At 48.5% G+C, this 19,379-nt stretch carries 18 protein-coding genes; 15 read left to right on the forward strand and 3 right to left on the reverse strand.

What is annotated here, in order from left to right:
* Positions 1 to 90 precede the first annotated feature (90 nt).
* The 6 genes from QZN75_RS06330 (at position 91) to QZN75_RS06355 (ending at position 4,937) form a co-directional block, all read left to right on the forward strand.
* Positions 91 to 543: an arsenate reductase ArsC gene (locus QZN75_RS06330; RefSeq protein ID WP_292426235.1), complete on the forward strand. Its 453-nt coding sequence runs from the start codon at positions 91 to 93 to the stop codon at positions 541 to 543.
* Positions 544 to 975: 432 nt separating this feature from the next.
* Positions 976 to 1,503, forward strand: a complete 528-nt coding sequence (locus QZN75_RS06335) for a hypothetical protein (RefSeq protein ID WP_292426237.1) — start codon at positions 976 to 978, stop codon at positions 1,501 to 1,503.
* 107 nt (positions 1,504 to 1,610) lie between these two features.
* Positions 1,611 to 1,799 carry a hypothetical protein gene (locus tag QZN75_RS06340; protein ID WP_292426239.1) on the forward strand — a complete coding sequence of 63 codons (189 nt, stop codon included), beginning with the start codon at positions 1,611 to 1,613 and terminating at the stop codon, positions 1,797 to 1,799.
* Between the two features lie 391 nt (positions 1,800 to 2,190).
* The gene (locus QZN75_RS06345) at positions 2,191 to 3,093 is read left to right on the forward strand and encodes a type II secretion system F family protein (protein ID WP_292426241.1); all 903 of its coding nucleotides are present in this window, start codon (positions 2,191 to 2,193) and stop codon (positions 3,091 to 3,093) included.
* A gap of 6 nt (positions 3,094 to 3,099) precedes the next feature.
* Positions 3,100 to 4,464: a type II secretion system F family protein gene (locus QZN75_RS06350; protein WP_292426242.1), complete on the forward strand. Its 1,365-nt coding sequence runs from the start codon at positions 3,100 to 3,102 to the stop codon at positions 4,462 to 4,464.
* Positions 4,465 to 4,565: 101 nt separating this feature from the next.
* Positions 4,566 to 4,937, forward strand: coding sequence for a hypothetical protein (locus QZN75_RS06355; protein ID WP_292426244.1), 372 nt, complete (start codon positions 4,566 to 4,568; stop codon positions 4,935 to 4,937).
* A 56-nt stretch (positions 4,938 to 4,993) separates the two neighbouring features.
* Here QZN75_RS06355 and QZN75_RS06360 read toward each other — a convergent pair whose 3' ends face one another.
* Complete coding sequence (locus QZN75_RS06360; RefSeq protein WP_292426246.1) at positions 4,994 to 5,500, reverse strand: response regulator; 507 nt, start codon at positions 5,498 to 5,500, stop codon at positions 4,994 to 4,996.
* A 113-nt stretch (positions 5,501 to 5,613) separates the two neighbouring features.
* Here QZN75_RS06360 and QZN75_RS06365 point away from each other — a divergent pair, with 113 nt between their 5' ends.
* Positions 5,614 to 6,102, forward strand: coding sequence for a sensor histidine kinase KdpD (locus QZN75_RS06365; protein ID WP_292426248.1), 489 nt, complete (start codon positions 5,614 to 5,616; stop codon positions 6,100 to 6,102).
* A 254-nt stretch (positions 6,103 to 6,356) separates the two neighbouring features.
* Here QZN75_RS06365 and QZN75_RS06370 read toward each other — a convergent pair whose 3' ends face one another.
* Complete coding sequence (locus QZN75_RS06370) at positions 6,357 to 6,968, reverse strand: RAD55 family ATPase (protein ID WP_292426251.1); 612 nt, start codon at positions 6,966 to 6,968, stop codon at positions 6,357 to 6,359.
* Between the two features lie 251 nt (positions 6,969 to 7,219).
* Between QZN75_RS06370 and QZN75_RS06375 the strand changes: the two genes are divergently transcribed.
* The 8 genes from QZN75_RS06375 (at position 7,220) to QZN75_RS06410 (ending at position 17,862) form a co-directional block, all read left to right on the forward strand.
* Positions 7,220 to 7,666: a hypothetical protein gene (locus QZN75_RS06375; protein WP_292426254.1), complete on the forward strand. Its 447-nt coding sequence runs from the start codon at positions 7,220 to 7,222 to the stop codon at positions 7,664 to 7,666.
* Between the two features lie 662 nt (positions 7,667 to 8,328).
* Complete coding sequence (locus QZN75_RS06380) at positions 8,329 to 9,009, forward strand: hypothetical protein (RefSeq protein WP_292426257.1); 681 nt, start codon at positions 8,329 to 8,331, stop codon at positions 9,007 to 9,009.
* A gap of 99 nt (positions 9,010 to 9,108) precedes the next feature.
* Positions 9,109 to 9,447, forward strand: coding sequence for a hypothetical protein (locus QZN75_RS06385; RefSeq protein WP_292426259.1), 339 nt, complete (start codon positions 9,109 to 9,111; stop codon positions 9,445 to 9,447).
* Between the two features lie 115 nt (positions 9,448 to 9,562).
* Positions 9,563 to 10,390 (forward strand): exodeoxyribonuclease III, encoded by an 828-nt coding sequence (locus QZN75_RS06390; protein ID WP_292426262.1) that lies wholly within the window; start codon positions 9,563 to 9,565, stop codon positions 10,388 to 10,390.
* Positions 10,391 to 10,674: 284 nt separating this feature from the next.
* Positions 10,675 to 11,829 carry a substrate-binding domain-containing protein gene (locus tag QZN75_RS06395; RefSeq protein ID WP_292426266.1) on the forward strand — a complete coding sequence of 385 codons (1,155 nt, stop codon included), beginning with the start codon at positions 10,675 to 10,677 and terminating at the stop codon, positions 11,827 to 11,829.
* 62 nt (positions 11,830 to 11,891) lie between these two features.
* Positions 11,892 to 12,809 carry a phosphate ABC transporter permease subunit PstC gene (gene pstC / locus QZN75_RS06400; RefSeq protein WP_292426269.1) on the forward strand — a complete coding sequence of 306 codons (918 nt, stop codon included), beginning with the start codon at positions 11,892 to 11,894 and terminating at the stop codon, positions 12,807 to 12,809.
* Entirely contained in the window at positions 12,806 to 15,514 is a 2,709-nt protein-coding gene (gene pstA, locus QZN75_RS06405) for a phosphate ABC transporter permease PstA (RefSeq protein WP_292426271.1), read from the forward strand. The genes pstC and pstA overlap by 4 nt, the downstream gene beginning before the upstream one ends.
* A 287-nt stretch (positions 15,515 to 15,801) precedes the next feature.
* Positions 15,802 to 17,862 (forward strand): PKD domain-containing protein, encoded by a 2,061-nt coding sequence (locus QZN75_RS06410; RefSeq protein WP_292426273.1) that lies wholly within the window; start codon positions 15,802 to 15,804, stop codon positions 17,860 to 17,862.
* Between the two features lie 540 nt (positions 17,863 to 18,402).
* On the opposite strand, the gene QZN75_RS06415 is transcribed toward QZN75_RS06410, so the two are convergent.
* A complete protein-coding gene (locus tag QZN75_RS06415) occupies positions 18,403 to 19,038 on the reverse strand; it encodes a hypothetical protein (RefSeq protein WP_292426275.1) in 636 nt (211 codons plus the stop codon).
* Positions 19,039 to 19,379: the final 341 nt, after the last annotated feature.

Here is a 19,379-nt window from a genome sequence, read left to right on the forward strand (position 1 = left end):
CATGCCTGCAAGATCGCCGAGAACGTCCTATACTTGGAGACCGGCGAGAGAATCGAGATCAAATAAAGTAATGGATTCGTAGGAGCGGATATGAAAAAAGAGCGTGTGGTTTTTATATGCTCCTTTAACTCGGTTAGGTCACCCATAGCAGAAGGGCTTCTCCGGCAGAGGGGAAATGAACAGTATACGGTTATGTCTGCTGGTGTGGCACCGGTGCGGGTAAACCCCTACGCAGTGAGGATAATGCAGGAAGAGAGAATCGATATATCTGGCCATAAACCTGCGTCAATCTACCAGTACCGGAACGAGAACTTTGATTATGTTATCACGCTCTGCGATAATGTCCGTACTATGGCAGAAAGGGTACTGCCGGATGGGGGCAGGTTTCTTCACAGGAATTTTGTCAGCCCTTCGGAAATCGGCAGAGAGCGAGATGAGATACTCACAGACTTCCGGGAATTGAGGGATGAGATCGCGTTGTGGCTCACTGAAATTTTTCCGGCAATCTCTTATGATCAAGAGATGATTCATAGTGAGGGATAGCAGGGAATGTGGTATATTCCTGCTCATATCTGGGTCTGGACAATCTGAAAAAAAAACACCTGAATGAGATGGTGGGAATAACGGAGACAGGAATGACATATACATCGTCATCGAATATGATCAATCTAGATGGTCCGCTCATCCAGATATTTTTAGGATTTCTGCTGGCTATTATCGGGTGCGTTCTCATGATCAGCGCACCGGAATTCTCGCAGGTATCCTATCTCCTGTTCTTGGTTGCCTGTGTTCTCGTAGCACTTGCTATGATCTTCTTGGCAGGAAATTGAAGCAGCAGGAATTGACAATAGAGCATTTCAAATAAATATATAAATTTACAAACAAACTATGTAGTAAGTTTATGGGGTTATTTACATAGCATTGTACCCATATGGCTGGAACCAGTCCAAAAATTACGATCCCCGGGGGAAAAGAATGATCCGCTTAACGGCAAAATTAACGACAAAACCGATAAACCAATGCGGACTTGTTGCAGGTGCTCTTGGGGGAGAATCCATCGTTCTTCTTGTTTTAGTTAATACTCTTCTTCTCAAAGCCTTTGCCCAGGAGAATCTCCCGATCAGTGATCCAAAGGTAATTGTCTGGAACACCATCTACCCGTTTCTCATTATCGTGATCTTTGAAGGATGGGGAGTATTTGCTGCATGGCTGGGTACATCCGAATTGAAAAACAGAACTGATGCTTTACTAACCGGATTTATTTCCGGTATCATGATCGGAATTCTTCTTGAGGTAATGTGGATTGCCCAGATCTTCAGCATGATTGCGCACCAATTGAATCAGTATTCCAGTCTTTCTGCGGGCTATGGTAATACCCTCCTTACAATAGGCATCTTAATTATTTTTGCAATTTTAGGAGGAATTCTCTCAGGTTTTGGTTCATATATTTTCTATTTATTCAAATTACAATCGAAAGACCGGGCGTCCCCCCAAATTGCATAGGAGGAACTTTTAATAAATTAGATCATTGTGTGAAGTGGGCACTGGAGTTTGCTATTGATGGAACACTATATAGAAATTATTTTAAGTATATACTACAAGTACAAACTATGTGTTTATGCGTTAAGCCCTACCGGGACAACACGATCCGTTGCCTTGATGAACTAGTTCCTGCAGGAAATGTCGAAAAGGCAGAACCGGAGCGGGCATCAGGGGAATCCGATCTTATGACGGACAACCTTGGTTTGACATATGTAGCAGTCAGAAATAGTGACTTCGAACGGTTCAGTACAAAGTGACATGGAGTGAAGATCTCTATGCAATGCCAGATCAGAACGCTTGAGAAATTAACCAGGCAAAACACCCTGATAATTGCACTTGCAGGCACTCTTTCCAAAGACAGTACTTTAACGGTGCCTGACCCGGAGGATCTCAAGGGACTTCGTGAATGGGTTACTGCAAAACGGATTTGTGAAATAACTCCAGAAGAAAAAAACAGGCAGATCTATTCCGCTCCATGGCGGGTAGGGTAACGGAAGGTTTTGAGGGGATATACCTACCGAAGTTATTTCCAAAAAAAACATCTGTGGGGGATTTGCTTTGTGCAAATCAATGAAACGCGTCAAGAAGATAATTCCTCTTGATACTCTATAATTTACCAATGAACTCTATAAATAAGTTTCGATAATCATGGTTACAGAAACGGATAGTTTTGGGAATTTGTTTGAATGGTATAAACGTTTCTGCTATACATTTGGCCGTTCTTTTGATCGTAATCCGAACCGGGATATTATCAAACTGATCTATCAGGCCGATCTTGAAATGACGCCAGGAATGTTTACGTCCCTGTGGATCGGCACTACTGTTCTTGTCGGGTTTCTGATGGTCATTATTGCGGCAGTTCTCTTCCTGCTTCCCCAGAGCCCTTTTTCGATACCAGATCCCGCGCCTTTTATACTGCTCTTTGCGCTGATTGGATCTGCTGCGATTGCTATTGGATTTCCTTTTTATCTGCAAAACCAGATTGAAAACAAAAAAAGGGATATTGATACCCAGATCCCGTATGCTCTTGCATTTATGTCGATTCTTGCCAGTTCCGGTGCGACGCCGCTTGATATTATCAGGAGGATCGCACGGGAGGAATACGGACAAATATCCAATGAATTTCGTAAGGTTCTCTTCCGGGTGGATGTTCTTGGAGAGGATGTAGTTACCGCTATGAATGGTCTGGTGCAAAACACGCCGTCTGATATGTTCCGGGATATCTGTATCGATATGACCAACATTATATACGGCGGTGGCGGACTGAAATCTTATCTTGAGACCAAGTCAAAAGAACTCATGACAATCAGGCGCCAGACTTACAAGGAATTTGTAGAGTCGCTTGCTGTTTATGGGGAAGGTTACCTCGGGGGGGTCGTCATGACAATCACCCTTGCCGTATTAGGTGTCGTGATATCCGGTGCATTGGGAATCCAGCTGGGGCCGTTTTCTGCACATGATATGTTTAACTATCTGATCTACCTGCTAATTCCGCTCGTCAATGTGATCTTTCTCCAGATGCTGGCCGTGAAATATTCCACAACTCCCTGATCCGCTATGAAAACGCCTGCCAAGGACTCCTCGGTCCATAAAAAGATGGAAGAATTCAGCGAGGTTATCGAGAGGATCCGGATCAAGTACAACCCGCCACGGGAACTGTTCACGATCGCGGTTCCGATTGCAGTAGCATTGCTGGTCGTACTGACCGCATTCCTGATGGGGTATACCCTGCACACCACAGAAAAGCAGCAAGCTTCTACCATTAGTGACAAGGAAAAAGCACTGCAGGCATACCTGGCACAGATGAATGCCGAAAACGGTAATACAACCGGAGGAGCTGTTCCTGCAACGACATCAACACCGGCCGCCCCGACCATGGGACTTGACGAGATAATGGTGTTTGCCCTTATAATCGCCATCCTCCCGTACTCTATCGATATCACGCTCCAGAAACGGGCGGTCCGTAAAAAGGAAGAACTCTATACCGAATTTCTCTTCAAACTCTCAGAACTGATGAGGGGCGGGCTCGATCCGGTCAAGGCAGTAAAGGAGCTGTCCAAGACTGATCTTGGCATTCTTACTCCCAATATCCGTATTGCATCGACCTCCATGACCTTTGGCAAATCCTTTGAAGAATCAATGAAAGCAATGGCCAAGTCGCTCCATTCGGAACTGATCACACGGTACACCCTGCTTGTCGTCCAAGCCTCTTACTCAGGAGGAGCGGTTGCTGATCTGATCCTCAAGGCATCCGAAGACATGCGGAGCATTATCTCCATCGAGCGGGAAAAAGAGGGGAACCTGCACCAGTACGTGATGATCTTTTACTTCGCACAGGCAATTATCATATTTATCGTCTATATTCTGTCCACAAGCCTGCTCCCGTTTGTGCAGCAACTCGGCGTCTCAAATATGTTTGGTAAAACGGATATAGGGGAAATTGATTTTGCCCGCGGATTTTTCCATATGATCATCCTGAACTCCATCTTCGGCGGTCTCATCATCGGAAAGATCAGTGAGGGTGAGGCACGGTACGGCCTTAAGCATGTCGTGGTGCTTGTGGCGGTGGGGTACATTGCATGTACGCTTTTCATCCTGCCTCCCCCCGCGGCACAGGCCGGACCACAGGTCAATATTACGGTTATATCCGGGGATCAACAGGAAAGCATTGCCGCATTGCCGCTCAAGGATCCCATTGTTTTCAAACTTACGGATGCGACCGGTAATCCAATGAACAGCACATCCGTTGCATTCAGTATAGTACCGGGAGGAACGGTAAACCCGGTGTCGGATACATCTGATCAGAATGGGCTTGTACAAACAAAGGTAGTCCTTGGAACAGATCCTGGAACGTACATTGTCACCGCGACGGCAAACGGGGCTTCTGCCAAGGCAACAGTAATAGCAAAATCTGGTGAGTGATTAAAATGTCAAAATTAATATTGCACGCTCTGTGTGCAGTGGTGTGTATTCTGGTACTTGTGATTATTTCCGGATGTACGTCATATCAGCATGATTCATCAATGAACAGGACAACCATCTCTTCTTCCGATCCTGAAACCGGGATTCAGGAATGGGTCGCTGCAGTAAACAACAAGGATCTTGGACGGCTCTATGATCTTTCGCCCGATGAGATTAAGACTCAAATGTCGTGGGAAAATTTCACTGCAGCAAATGAGAATAACGAATTTCTGCGTCCAGATGAAACTTTTACTTTCGACAGTGTCATGAATAAAACCGGTAATGCCACTGTTGCAAACCTCAAAGTGATTCTGCTCCTGCACAAAAATACTTCTGCAAATTCTACGCAGTCAGAGACAATTCCGTTGTATTTTAACTTTATCGAATTGTTCGAACACGGGGAATGGAAGGTCTGGTCAATTCCCTGGTCTTAATTATGAAGTGACCTATTTTCTCTGAATAGAGTGTTCGGAAAATACTGGTTCCTTATTTATAATCCCTGTACAAAATGATGGCAGCTGGGACAGACCCAGCCAACTGGTATCATCTCCCCGTTTTTTGTTGTAGAAAATGCCTGGATCATGGGGGTGCTGCACGGGCAGATCGGCCTATTCGCAGCGGCCTGCTGTTCCATGAAAAAATCAATCTTGCGTTTCTTATAAAGGGCACTTTCTATGCTGGCGAACAGCTCACGGGTATTTATTGGTTTGACCATGTAACCGTGGGCTTCGGCCATGACAACACGTCTGATCGTCTCATCATCGCTGTAGGCGGTCAGGAAAATGATTGGCGTACCATATAACCCTTTGATCTTCTTGGCGGCCTCGATCCCATCAATTTCTCCCTGGATGTGGATATCCATGAGGAGAACATCTGGTAGCGGTTCTCCTGCCATGGCGATCGCTTCTTCGCCACTCATGGCGATTCCGACAACTGTGTACCCAATCCGTTTGAGAGTTTCCTCCAGTGTCATGGCAACAAGCCCTTCATCCTCCACAAGAAGGATTCGTTTTTCAGCGGGGTTATGCTGATTTTCTTGAACCTACAGCAAGCGAGAAAGAGAAGATTTTTCTCAAAAAGATCAGCGACCTTGCACAAAAAAGCAGCAATGTGATCCGCAATATAGAAACGATCAGCCGGATTTACAAGATGAAACCGGGTGTCGTCTCTCTTGATCTCGCAGAGGTCCTGAAAAAAGAAATTGCACTTCATCCGAATGTCAGTATCGTACTTGAAGGGTGTAACCACACCGTACTCGCTAACGACATGATGGGCGTAATCTTTGATAACCTTTTTTCAAACTGTCTCAAGTTTGGCGGATCCGGTGTCAGAATCGAAGTCTCCACACGGGATATCGGAGAGGAGATGCTTGAGATAACTGTTGCCGATAACAGGCCGGGAATTCCCGATGTGATGAAACCGAAGGTTTTCGACCGTTTCGCACAGGACTCTAATACACGAAGCAGTTATGGCTTTGGCCTTCATATCGTCAAGATGCTGGTTGAAGGATACGGGGGGAATGTATGGGCGGATAATCGTATACACGGAGAACTGGCATCCGGTGCTGCGATACGCTTCACGCTTCATTTAGCTGAATAACTGGATAGTTCCCTTTTTTGGTGTATAGTGGTATTTCTTCTCTCGTGTTTCCCACCAGAAATTCACGCCATGCAAAACTTTCCTTTTGGTTTGGTTTTGGTAGTGGGATGTTTTTCCTGACCACTCCTTTCAAACGGGTTCGTTCGTCATTGAGCAAAAAAGAGCGGAACTATAAATGATGATGATTTTCTTGCCTGATAAACCGCTCCGTTTTTACGTTGCCGGTTCTTCGAAATCCAAGAACAGACTGGCCATCATCCATGCCGTTCACGGGTATCAATCAAAAATCCTTCATCAGTGACAGTGAACGGCAGCATCTTTTCAGGAAGCCGTGCTCCCTGCATCTTGGGGATATTGAGATATCTTTTTATTTTGTCCCCTTCGGCAACAGTAGTGATCTGGATAACCCCGTCTGCCATTGCACGCAGCAGCACTTCATGCCGCTCTGGCAGAAATCCCCGGTCTATGAGCAGGAGAAAAATCCTACCGGTTTTTGCCGCAGTCACAAGGCGGGAAATAGCATCGCGGAATCCGGCGAGGGGTGTTTCGAGGAAATAAAACGAAAACGGGTCAACGATGACAAGATCTTCTTTACTAAGGCTGGTGAGCAGATCAAGAAGCGCATCCGGGTCTGTGCCGTGCATCTCTCCAATATGGAATCCAGTCTCTGGTAAAATCCGGAGGCGGTTCATCTGATTGCGGATATCCTCAGAGTCCCGGTTCGTCACATAAAACACAGTCTTTCCGGCAGTTGCCGTCTCTGCGGCAATGTATTGTGCATAGATTGATTTGGCAAGTCCTGTCTCTTCTTCGATCAGGATTACGCTCCTTTCCGGAAAATCTTCCATGCCATGAAGAGATGCCATTATGTATCGTTTGAATGTCCCATCTCATAAGTGCTTTGAGGCCGCGGAAGGATTTCTTTGTGCCCGGTAAAAAAACCGGCGCAATCCAGAGAATGGCGAAAGATCTGTGATATTCCCGTAGGGTATACGATAATTGACCGTTAAAAGTGTTTATTGTTCTATAGAAAGTATATATAGTAATAGCAGCGTAAGTATGATTATCCCCCACAGAGATCCACTCAAAAAAGGCGAGTCTCCGGGATGCGATCATCATGCAGACCATCCCAGCATTGTTCAGGCGCTTCTATGATGCGCCGGTATATGTCGCCATCGTCCCCTCTCTGGCAGTGATAATCGATTATACCCTTACGTTTTTTCTCGCTGCGGATACCGGAATGATCCTTCAGTGGGAAGCAAGTCCGCTCGTACGGATTGCTCTCGCTCACAATATTATGGCGATCTACCTGTTTGCGATCGTTTTATTCTATTATGGTGCTGCATATGCAGTCCTTCGTATTCTCCAGCCCACCTGTTATTACCCATATGGCGTCGCCCTTGTTCTGCTCGTGAGCGTTATTCATGTGCTGGGCGGGTTGTCATGGCAATTCAGGAATGTATGGTACTCTGACAGCGTTCNNATTCTCTCGTTTTCATCCGTTATTATTGCATTTTGTCTTTTTGGGTACAGTCTGATCCGACAGAAGCATTCGTCCACATGAAAGATTTATGCTTGGGAAAGTATGGCAGGATCCATCCCACAATAATCTCTATATCAATCAGAGATAACTATATTTTAAATTCAAAAAGAATATATCTTGCTCATGACTAATTACTGAATTGAGCAGGTAGTGCGGGCTTAAATGGGGGAGAACCCGTACTGAATGGAAGTGAATCGACCCATGAGCAGAACATACACAGAACCGAGCAAATGTAGTATTAGAATTATTCCCGCTGCTGCCTGTCTCATGCTTCTCACAGCAGGAAGCGTTTCGTTGTATGGGAGTCATGACTTTCTCCCGATCATCGTGTCCATCATTATCATTTGCACACTTTCTTTAGTGTTCATGATTGCCGTCCCCAAAAGGGCGGGATCGTGACGCAATCTACCATAAATATACCTCTTTTTTGGATGACATCTTGTTACATCACAGCTTTCCTGCGTCATCTTCCGATATATGTTGAATATCTTGACCTGGACTGATCGCGCAATTCCAGGTGCGCTCATGATGGTCTCCTGCTCGCAACCCCATAAGTTCACAGGACTCAAAAATATATATCCATCAATTCAAAATCTTAATAACTATAGGGATATTACATAATTACCAGAGGCCGGGCATCCCGGTGATCATTCCCACCAGGAACGTCCGGGGTCTTTGAGGCCATGAACGCGTTTATCTTAAAATTCTGTATCCTTATCGGAGCGATGCTTACGACCACTGCCTTTGTCGGTGCCGATCTTCATACATCTTCTTCATCTGCAGCCGGGACTACAAACGGGTTAGATGCACAATCGATCTTTGCCTTTGGATCGCAGATATTTTACAAGGAGGCCGCGCAGCCGGGAAACGAGTACGTGCAGGCAGGTGTAAGCGGTTATTCCCATGACCTCGTTAGTACGAGTACAGAAGATCAGACATACGCCACTGCGTGGCAGGCCGGTGTATCGACATTTATCTCGGGGTATACAAAAAGTACGGAGGCACTGCTGGATCTCCTAACGGTTCCGACATTAAAAACGAACGCGGAAAAAATGGCCGCGTGCGATAAATTTTCAAGCGGGGAAGAGGAGATCAACCAGTCAGAATCATATTTTCTTGCCGCAAAGGCAAGTGCATCGCCAGCGACGGCATCCGGTTTTACAATTGCCATGGTTCTCGAGCGGGTTGATGAGATTCTTGCAAGTTCTGATGCGGCTGACCAGTCCTGTATGAAGGCGGTGCTGGCCGATCACAATCATAATCCTGAGGAATTTTCCCGGAACCTCAAAGATGTTGAAAACTCCGTGCAGGAGATGCGGCGGATCTATCCTGAGCTCCAGGTACTGAGCAATGATTTCACATAAAAGACAAAGAATGCCGCGTATGAGAGAGGTAATTCAGATGACCGTAAATCCACACATCCTATCAGGGAAAACAGTTCAACGCCTTGAGGTGAAGCGCGTATGAAAGTACCGGACATAAGAAAACTGCTTATCGATGACAGCACGATAAGTGATGACGACTTCAGGCAGCAGAACCTGGTAAATGTAATCGCTTCGATCATTTTCATGATTGCCGGCCCGCTCTTCATGTACTATGGGTTCTATCTTCTCACGTGGCCGTATACGGTCAAATGGGGAGCCCTCGCCATTGCACTCGGGTTCTTTGTACTGTTCTTTGGATTTAGTCTCTGGCAGGACCGGCAGGTGCAGATTCTGCGGAGGATGTACATTCGGGATACAACTGAAATCCGGCAGATCCTCCAGGAACTCCGGGATGAGCGAAAAGAACAGAAAAAATGAATATGGTACCATGTTCTCTCCACGGAAAATTTTCAGTCAGGGCTTGCAGTTTTGGGGGGCAATAAGGATCTGAGTGTACCGTGTTACAAGAGAGCGTACGACCGGGAAAGTTAGTATGACACTGACGATTCTCTCATGGAATGTGAACGGGCTGCGCACGTGTTACGACCGGAAATATTTTCTGCCGGTATTCCGGCACAACCCGGGGATTGTCTGCGTGCAGGAAACAAAAGCACCGGCGGAAAAACTCCCGGAAAAAGTCAGAGACATGTACGGCTACCATACGTATTTCTCTGCAGTCCAGCCGGGGAGCACAGCCGGGGTCGGGCTCTTTACTCGTCAAAAACCGTTGTCCGTGAAATTTGGTTTTGGTGACCCCCATTTCGATAATTCGGGGCGTGTCCTTATTGCAGATTACGGCACGTTTCTCCTGCTCAATATTTATTTTCCGCTCGGGATCAAACCAATGGGAAACCTCGACCACAAGCTGCGGTTTTACGATGCATTTCTCACCTACATCAAGCTTGTCTCAGAAAAGGACCGGCCGGTGATCGTCTGCGGTGATTTCAATGTGGCGCACACCGATAAGGATCTCTACAATCCTCCCAAAAAGCCGGTCCGGCAGATCGGCATTTCACCGGATGAGCGGGAGAAGATCGATTGCCTTATCCAACTCGGGTTTACCGATACGTTCCGGATGTTTCAACGGGAATCCGGCCATTATACCCGGTGGCCGTTCCAGAACGATGCGAGGAAACGAAATTTTGGCTGGCGTCTGGATTATGTCTTCGTAAATGAGCCGGTGCGATCGAACGTACTGGACGCAGCAATCATGCCGCAATATATGGGATCGGACCATTGCCCGGTCATGCTGGAAGTTGACCTGCCGGAGACAGAAATCATCGTGCCGGTACCAAAGGCACCCTCAGAACAGACAACCTAACAAATATGAAAAAATGTATCCAATACGCGCTTCCGTCGAAGAACAAACATCTCTATACCTTATTGAGGATACTATATTGAAAAACCTTAAATCTATATCAAAAACGCCAGAAATATATAGTCTAAGGTTGATACTCTGATTGGTGAATTGACATCTGTGGGGGATGAATGAACTTCACCGGCACGAACTCAGTGGCAAATCAAGCAATCTCCAAACAATCTCTAAACAAGCTCTACAAATTTTTCTTAAATCCATCCACAACATCAAGAAAAGGTGAAACAGCAATGCACGCAACAATGAAACGCATGAATCATGATATGGCAGTCTCACCGATTGTAGCGACCCTCGTCCTTATAGTAGTCGCTGTGATCGGTGCAGTCGCCGTAGGTACCATCATGGGTACCTTCTCATCAGATGTATCGAAGCAGGCGAACGCAAACCAGGCAGGATCAGCCGCACAGTCCCAGATCCTCATTGCCGGTTCAACCACCGTCGACCCGATCACCCAGCTCGCCGGCAAGATCTATACCGCACAGAACCCCGGTGTAAAGATTGTCTCGCAGGCAACCGGCAGTGGCGCCGGCCTCCAGGCAGTCGGACAGGGCATCGCTGACATTGGTGCAATGTCTGAGAACCCGTCATCCGCACAGCTCCAGCAGTTCCCGAACCTCAAGACCTACCAGATCGGCTCGGGCGCAATCGTCGTCATCACCAACAAGGCAAAGCCGGCAAACACGACCGTAGCCGGCGACTACAACGTTAGCTTTGCTGACCTTCAGAACGCATTCTCGTCCGGAAGTACAAAATTATCAAACACGAGCCAAACAATTGCAAACCCACACACCCTCGGCAACACCCTCAACGCTAACACTGTTACAGTCTACCGCGCTGACGGTTCCGGTACCGCAGACTCGTTCTTTACGAACTACCTCGGATTCACCGCAAAGCTGACCTCAAATCCTGATGAGGCAAACAGCCTGGCAGTCAACGGAAACCCAATGATGGTTCAGACCGTCGGCTCCACAAACTATGCACTCGGATTCGCTGACTATGGCGATGCAATTGCAAACATCAACGGTGCAAACTCCATTGTAATCCTTGGCGTTCAGGGCAGCCAATTGGATTCAACCTACCACGTGCTCCCCGCCACCTTTGACGGTGCACTGGGCGCTGGCACAACCAAGAACTGGAACTATATCCGGTCGACTGCAAAGGGCCTTTACCAGTTGAATGTAGAAGGTAACTCTGGTGCAAGCCAAAGCACTAACTGGCCAGCCGGACTCATCCGCCCGCTCAACTACATCACGAACGGCGCACCCAACTCTCAGATCCAGAACTACATCAGCTTTGTCCAGTCCAACCCGATGGACACAATCAACGGACAGAAGTACGGTATCTTCCAGGAAACCAACAACTACGGTATCGCTGACCTCGCGTAAGCAGGGACGATATCGACCCTTAAACTTTTTTTATTTGTGATCTGTAAGACCGATGAATCCCCATGAAACAACACACCGACATCCATAAAGGGATCTTTTTTGGTATTGCCGGTATCACGGCTTTCCTCGTTTTGGCGATCATCGGGTTTTTAATTTACGCAGCAGCACCGGTACTGAAATTATCGGGGATAGGGTTTATCACAGGTTCCGTCTGGGATTACGACACCCATCAGTACGGTGTCCTTATCTTCCTGATCGATACCGTTATACTCACCCTCCTCACTCTTCTCATTGCTGTACCGATCAGCATCTTCACTGCGATCTACCTTGCAGAATGGGCTCCGAAGTGGTTGGAAAACATTCTTCGCCCCATTGTAGAACTGCTCGTAGGAATACCTTCTGTTGTCTACGGGCTGTTCGGATTACTGATACTTTCCAATTTCTTCATGAATTATCTTGATCCGTTTATCGACTCGGTTCTTGGATTCATTCCGCTGTTCAGGAATAATCACCCCAATTTCCACGTAGGGTTCCTGATCACCGCTACCATCCTCGCAGTGATGGTGATCCCTACCATCGTTGCACTATCGCACGATGCCATGAGAGAGGTGTCGTGCGAGTACCGGGAAGCTTCAATGGCACTCGGGGCAACCCGGTGGGAAACCCTGAAAAATGTAATCATTCCCGTTGCATTTCCCGGTATTGTCACTGCTGTTGTCTTCGCGATGATGCGGGCAATGGGGGAAACGATGGCTGTTGTTATGCTCATGGGAAACAGCCCGGTAATTCCGGTAACGCTCTTTGACCCGGGGTATACCATGACCGCCAAGATCTTAAACGACATCATGTTCTATGTTTCAGATCCGGAGGCCCGTGCCGCGCTTTTCGGTATTGCAGTGGTCCTGTTCTTCATGGAGATTCTGGCCGTGGCAGGAGTGCGGCTCATCTGCGCATGGGCGCAGAGGAGAACGCAGTCATGACTCTCCTGCGACGGCATGCAACAGAAAATATCATAATTTCACTTTCGCTTTTGGCAGTAATAGTGGTCATTGGTGTACTATTCCTGATTGTGAGCCAGATATTCATCAGCGGTATTCCCTCCCTTTCATGGTATTTTATCACAACACCGGAAAACGCGACACCGGGGATGGGACAGGGCATCGCCAATGCGATTGTCGGTACGATAATACTCTCGCTTTTCGCCACGGTTATTGCCGCACCGTTCGGGCTGGGAACTGCAATCTATCTGAAGAGGTATGCACCGGATAATGGCGTCACCCGATCATTCCGGTTCCTGCTCGAAGTTCTCTCAGGCACACCATCTATCGTCATCGGGGTTTTTGGTTTTCTCATCTTTGTTATTTACTTAAAACAGGTCACAGGAGGATATTCCCTTCTTGCCGGGGGAATCGCACTGGCGATCCTGATCATGCCGGTTATCGAACGTTCAATCGAAGATGCCATCGAACGGGTTTCCCCGGAACTTGAGGAAGGGAGCTATGCACTCGGTGCCAATAAATGGCAGACAATCCGGGGGATCACGATCCCGACGGCATTCAGCGGGATCCTTACCGGATTAACCCTCGGCTTCGGGCGCGCTGCCGAGGAGTCCGCAATAGTTATCCTCACTGCAGGGTATACACAGTATATGCCGGAAGTCGGCATCCACACCGTAAACGGTGCCTCCGGGGGAATTAAACTATTTCCATTACAGGATCAGGTCGCAACACTCCCCTATGCAGTTTACCATGCGGTCCAGAACCCTTCTTTGGTCAAGCCCTCAGCCGGATTTGCTGCTGCGTTTGTCCTTGTGGCTGTTGTCTTTTCCATCAACATCGCGGGAAAGGCATTCCTCAGCTACGGTTTTGGAAGCGGCAAATCAAACAAAGATTCTTTTCTGGATTCTGTAAAAAATAAGCTTATCCCCAAAAAAAAGATGGACACACCAACAATCGGTCCGGCCGGATGTTTGAACGACATGCCTTCAAAGAACAAGCAAAAAGATGTGGCGAAAGACACCTCACCAGAAAAATCATCTGCTACTTTCAACCCTGCGCCCATTGTGCCGGAACATATTACATCGGTACTAGACTCACCGGATGACGAAAAATGGTGGTCTGAGGATGATACCCCCGTTCCCGTCACACCCTCCCCGGATCCCGGAACCTCCTCAAAACCCCCGAAAAAACCCCATTCGCTGGGAGCCGGCATAAAACAGTTGTCCCATGCGATCCGTCAGGGAATAAACATCCTTGTACATAAGATCGGGGAAAAGCGAGCATCTGGAGATGCGACCACAGTTCATGGTACTACGGATAACCCTGCTTCCGTTGATGCAGGAAAACCGGGCAATCGTGGCAGACTCAATGACTCACTCCGGTCCTTCTTTCTCACGTTCATTCCGTTCGCACTGGTTGCAACAATTCTGGAACTCCTCAGTTTTGTGCTGCCCGGTCTGTCCTCAATTGGATCGAACGGGCCGGCAGGTGCTCTTGCAGTGCCCATCATGGCCCTCGTTCTTTGTGCGATCGGGGTGGTATTCTCCCTTTTCTTAGTACGGGGCAGCACGATTTTTCTGCTGCGTCATAAAAAGACGAAGATTGGGAACCGCCAAGCTGAGTATGCCGCAATCATAACAGGGATCTGTCTGATCCTCATCGTAGCATTCCTTTTCTCAGCCCATGTTTTTACGCCGCCGGAACACCCGGTGGGATCGGCTGCGTCGACAGAAACAGTGACATCAGGCAACTCTCAAACGCCGGATGGCAGCGGGTGCTTTGGCTTCTTTGACCTGATCTTTGTACCTGGCCAGAACCTCCTTGGCTTCCTCCACCTGTCGGGGCCGGTTGTGGGGGGGACGGGCGCTACTGTAACGGACTCATCCAACCGGAGCGCAAAACTTGCTGCACTATTAGCATCAGGAGCCTTAGGCGATACCGACGAATCATCGGCGACGCCCACACCCGCCCCGGTTTCTGCCGCCTCAACACCATCTGCTGCACAGGTCACGTCAATACCCAAGGGCTCGCAACCGATCGTCACGGCCAAGTACTATCTCGATGTGGGCGAATCCTACTGGTACGGTGATGACACCCGCCCGTGCCTGGCAACGGTCTATAACGTAACCACCCTTTCACACTACTACTGGTGGGATTTCAACTGGAACCGGTTTGCCGAGCAGACACCGGCATCGACCGGTGACACGTTCCTTGTGGTTTTTATCCGCATAGAAGACACCGGGCATATGACTGCGCTCGTACCTGCGGCAGACGATTTCATCCTTACGAATAACGGCCAGACCTATACACATAACCCGTTTTTCGATTTATCGGTTTTCAGTCAGAGCCAGATCACGCATTATAGCACCGACCCTCAAAGTGTGCCCTACCAGTGGATCCGTGAGATCGGGCAACAAAAACGGGACTACGCATTCCTGACAGGTTATAACATCTTCGGGCAGAACACCACGGTCGTGACAAATTATACGGCCAATAGCGCGGCCTCTCCCCCCAGTCCCAACACCGGCAACGGCCAGGGCTTCTTCATCATGCCCGGGAGCAGCAACGCAATTGACGGCTACCTGATCTATGAAGTCCCCGACACCGTAGCAGCGGATCTCAAAGATACCTATGTGCAGGTCTCGTTCAACAGTATCAGCCCGACCCGGTGGCGTCTGGGGAAATGAACGGATGTCGCTGTCCGTGTCCATGTATGGTTATATCGCAAACCCGCCGGACGCTAGCCGGTTTAACCCCGGGGCACAGTGCCGGCATATGACGTGATCCTGCATGAACGTCTCTATAGACTCAATTGAAAAGATATATTTTAACTGGCTGCGTAATGAATGCAGAAATGAAGGGTGTTACCGGACCGCATAAAAAACACGGGATAGTTGGATGTCACAATGGGGATCACAGCACAGGAATTATGGTCCCGGTGCCCTTAGCGCACTATTGTTTTTGAGGAACAATCATGAAAATTAAGATCCCCCGCATACAGAAACAGATCCGGATTCCCCGTTTACGGAAACAGATCCGGGTCCCGTTCATCATCGGGCTCGTGATTCTCCTTCTTCTGCTCGGGATCTATTTCCACCTTGTGCCGGGCCCCGGCGATATTGCGCATATGTTCGTGCCAAAAGTGACCGCAACCCCGGTCCAGTCCGTCGCGAGCGCAGATGCGTCTCTCACCGTGCCCCTTGCACAACCCCTTATCGCTGATTGCCTGGCCTCACCCAACCGGTCCGATCCCCTTTCCGTGCAGTTCTTCGATATGGGCCGGGGGGGACCTGCTGCATGGTCATGGGATTTCGGTGACAACACGACATCGGACGTCCAGAACCCGGTTCACGAGTATACCATTCAGGGTATCTATAATGTTACCCTCACGGTCACGCGGGAAGACGGTGCCCGCAGCACAACAACGGCGTATGACGTGCTGGACACCCGGCAGGATACTGCCTCATCGGTACTTATTGATACCATCAGACAGGGAGTCATAAAAAAAGGATCGTTTTTGGCATTTGAATCCGTAGACAGCAACTCCTCGGTCACCGTAAACGGTGTCAGGACACCCCTCCCGGCTGGTTCCCTTGTAAAGATCCGGGCGGATTCAGATACCTCCGGGATAGTTACGCTTCGCCACGGGAACATAATGAGCTGCAGTTTTGCCGCTGCCACCTTTTTTATGAATGGAAACCAGGTAGCGAGAGGCAGTTTCGGGGACTGCCTTGTCCCGGGAGTCCGGAATTATCATGCTAATCTCACCTTCGCCATCGTACCGACGCTGGGAGAGGTCCGCCAGATCCTCATCAACGGCAGTAAAATCCGGGCAGGGCCTGAGAACTCCTATATTCTGGTGACCCAGGATACTACGGGTGCAGGCAACGATCTGACCCTCATCAACCTTCCCGGGTACTTCGAGGGAAGTGCGAACAGTTTCTCACTGTCGCCCGTCTTGATCGCCGGTTTTATTACTACATCCCTTTCACGGGGAAACGCACCACTTAATGTCTCGTTTATGGATCGATCAGCAGGTTTCCCCGATGCATGGTTATGGGATTTTGGCGATGGCACAACAACACAGGAACAAAATCCCACGCATACCTACGTCTCTGTGGGAACGTACACTGTTACACTCACGGTAAAAAACACAGACCAGACAGATACTGCGATACAACAGGATGCTGTTATAGTAACCCCGCCCCGGGTTGTAGCCAACCTCTCGGCCCGGCCGCTCAAAGGAACGGCGCCTCTCACAGTCAGGTTTACCGATCAATCCACAGGGTTCCCGACGGCATGGAACTGGACAATCCAGGAGGTCACATACAACCAGTCCTTTATGGGTAATGGCACCTCTCCATTAGCAGTCTCATCTGACCAGAATCCCCTCATCACCTTCCCCGAAGAAGGAGTCTATAATGTCTGGCTTGCGGCCAATAACATCTATGGCAGCAGCGATGTACTCAAATCCCGGTATATCGTGGTGACTGCGCCATACAGCATCCCGGACAAGGATCTTGTTCTCAAGACTGGAAAATCCGGTTATCTCGAAAAGGATTCAAGCATACAGTTTGTTGTCCAAGATACACCTGCAACAATTACGATCAATGGGGCATACCGGGAACTGCCAAAAGGGGCGGTCGTGCGAATTGTTGCTGACAGCAACCAGCAGGGAGATATCACCATCGACAGCGACAGGATCCTCAAATTCGATTTCCCGGACATGGCAGTCTATGTGAACGGGGATCTGTTCGCGGTGGGCAGGATCGACAGTGTTTATATCCCTTCCATGGAGCAGTTCAATACGGATCTCACGTATTACTTCTCGCCAAAATCAGCCCAGACCTACGAGGTCATCAATGGGCAGAAAATGCTTTCCAATCTGGACAATGCCTGGCTCCGTTTTTACAACCTTGGTATGAATGAACAGGGATCGCTTTCCCTAATATCAGGGACAAATTCAACATATATTGATGGTGCCATAAACCGGACGGTACAGGACTGGGCTTTGGACCAGAATTACTCGGACTGAGATCTGCAACTCCGGTACGGGGGTTGCATGAAACCACTAACCCGTAAAAATATCCATGCAAGGGATCTCGAAACGAAGACCCAAGTTTCCCTGAAATACGGTTTTTTCCCTGCGGTGCACTCCAGATCCCTGCTTCCAACTATGTAGTTCATGCGTGAACTTTTGACAGCAGCCAAACACACCGGAAGCACTTGGCAAAGAAAAGGACGGTCATACTATTGCGCTGCAGGAAAGGACAAAATAAAAAAGGGTAACTTGGAACTTCAACCCTGGAGAAGTCCCCAAAATCTCCGGGTAAAACCAAACCAGTCAGTATGGTATGATGGTGCTCGGGGCTCTGCCTGCATCCTTGCCCCAAAGGTGCAACGACGTCTGCCCGAACTGCGACATTTTGTAAGCAGGGTGTTTCATACGAGAAATCATTCATAGGAAATCGGACACAACATTTTTTTTACCGGTTCTGATTATTGAACATCCACTGAAATCCAAGTGTAAAAGAACATTATCCATGGCTGGGTGATATAAAACCCCAAAAAAAGATTATTGGCGCTCCTGGAGAAGGTGCGCCGTTGCCGTAATATTTGAAAGCACTGTATCGCCATCTTCAATAGATGATATTGCCTTGGCCTTCGCATCCAGAGCGGCCATGCGCAGGGAGTCATCCCAGTAATCAGGATCATCCTGCGTCAGATACCCGCTGATATCGCGGTTGTAATCAACGAAATGCTGCTGCGCATTGCTCATATCAATGGTATAGATTTTCATCTCCTGCGCCAGCAGACCGCTGAGACGGCGGGTCTCCCCATCGCTTCCGAAATCAAAAGATGCGGTGTCTGTGGTGAACGTATCAGTAGCGGAACCCAGTGCCTTACTACTGGTTCCCCACGCGTCAAGGATCTGCCGGTCCGCTTCCACATTCTCCCGCAGCAGCCCGATATCTGGAGGATCGCGGGCAATTCCGTGGTTATAGGTATCGAGGTCATTTCCCAGCCGGGTGAGAGCAGAACTTACCTGGTCGTTATATGCTCTCTGCTGATCAGCCCACACATTATAGTCCTGGAGGATCTGGGTCGTGTTATCGGTATTGCCCATCCGCGGGCTGGTACATCCGGCAAAAAAAAGGGTGCACCCTGTCATAAGAAGGAGAAGGAGAATTACCCGGGATCGTTCCATCATCAATAACTATAGGGATGGTGTTTTCTTCAATCTTTCTCCTACATTAACCGGGAATTTTGAAATCTTTCCGGGGACTACCCATATATACTGTTTTCAATGAATAGAATCATTTAAGACTATAGTGATTTAAATTATAATATGTATAACCCGGGAATGATCGCATGTCTCTTCGTCGTTTTGCTGGTCGGGGCATGCGGCTGTACTGGTGCTTTTTTCGGAACAAATGCATCTGCAGGAACTGCGGCCTCTGCAACCCCTACGTTGCCGGACGCGTACACTGCCGGGGGACCAACTCCGATTTCCGGAAGTACCCCGGTGACTCCAACACCGGTACCGCTTAA

This window comes from Methanoregula sp. (assembly GCF_003170075.1).
GTDB lineage: Archaea > Halobacteriota > Methanomicrobia > Methanomicrobiales > Methanospirillaceae > Methanoregula.

Excerpts from the sequence above, each read along its gene's own strand:
- QZN75_RS06330 (WP_292426235.1), top strand. The coding sequence starts at position 91 with ATGAAAAAAGAGCGTGTGGTTTTTATATGCTCCTTTAACTCGGTTAGG.
- QZN75_RS06335 (WP_292426237.1), top strand. The coding sequence starts at position 976 with ATGATCCGCTTAACGGCAAAATTAACGACAAAACCGATAAACCAATGC.
- QZN75_RS06340 (WP_292426239.1), top strand. The coding sequence starts at position 1,611 with ATGTGTTTATGCGTTAAGCCCTACCGGGACAACACGATCCGTTGCCTT.
- QZN75_RS06345 (WP_292426241.1), top strand. The coding sequence starts at position 2,191 with ATGGTTACAGAAACGGATAGTTTTGGGAATTTGTTTGAATGGTATAAA.
- QZN75_RS06350 (WP_292426242.1), top strand. The coding sequence starts at position 3,100 with ATGAAAACGCCTGCCAAGGACTCCTCGGTCCATAAAAAGATGGAAGAA.
- QZN75_RS06355 (WP_292426244.1), top strand. The coding sequence starts at position 4,566 with ATGAACAGGACAACCATCTCTTCTTCCGATCCTGAAACCGGGATTCAG.
- QZN75_RS06370 (WP_292426251.1), bottom strand. The coding sequence starts at position 6,968 with ATGGCATCTCTTCATGGCATGGAAGATTTTCCGGAAAGGAGCGTAATC.
- QZN75_RS06380 (WP_292426257.1), top strand. The coding sequence starts at position 8,329 with ATGAACGCGTTTATCTTAAAATTCTGTATCCTTATCGGAGCGATGCTT.
- QZN75_RS06385 (WP_292426259.1), top strand. The coding sequence starts at position 9,109 with ATGAAAGTACCGGACATAAGAAAACTGCTTATCGATGACAGCACGATA.
- QZN75_RS06390 (WP_292426262.1), top strand. The coding sequence starts at position 9,563 with ATGACACTGACGATTCTCTCATGGAATGTGAACGGGCTGCGCACGTGT.
- QZN75_RS06395 (WP_292426266.1), top strand. The coding sequence starts at position 10,675 with ATGCACGCAACAATGAAACGCATGAATCATGATATGGCAGTCTCACCG.
- pstC (WP_292426269.1), top strand. The coding sequence starts at position 11,892 with ATGAAACAACACACCGACATCCATAAAGGGATCTTTTTTGGTATTGCC.
- pstA (WP_292426271.1), top strand. The coding sequence starts at position 12,806 with ATGACTCTCCTGCGACGGCATGCAACAGAAAATATCATAATTTCACTT.
- QZN75_RS06410 (WP_292426273.1), top strand. The coding sequence starts at position 15,802 with ATGAAAATTAAGATCCCCCGCATACAGAAACAGATCCGGATTCCCCGT.
- QZN75_RS06415 (WP_292426275.1), bottom strand. The coding sequence starts at position 19,038 with ATGATGGAACGATCCCGGGTAATTCTCCTTCTCCTTCTTATGACAGGG.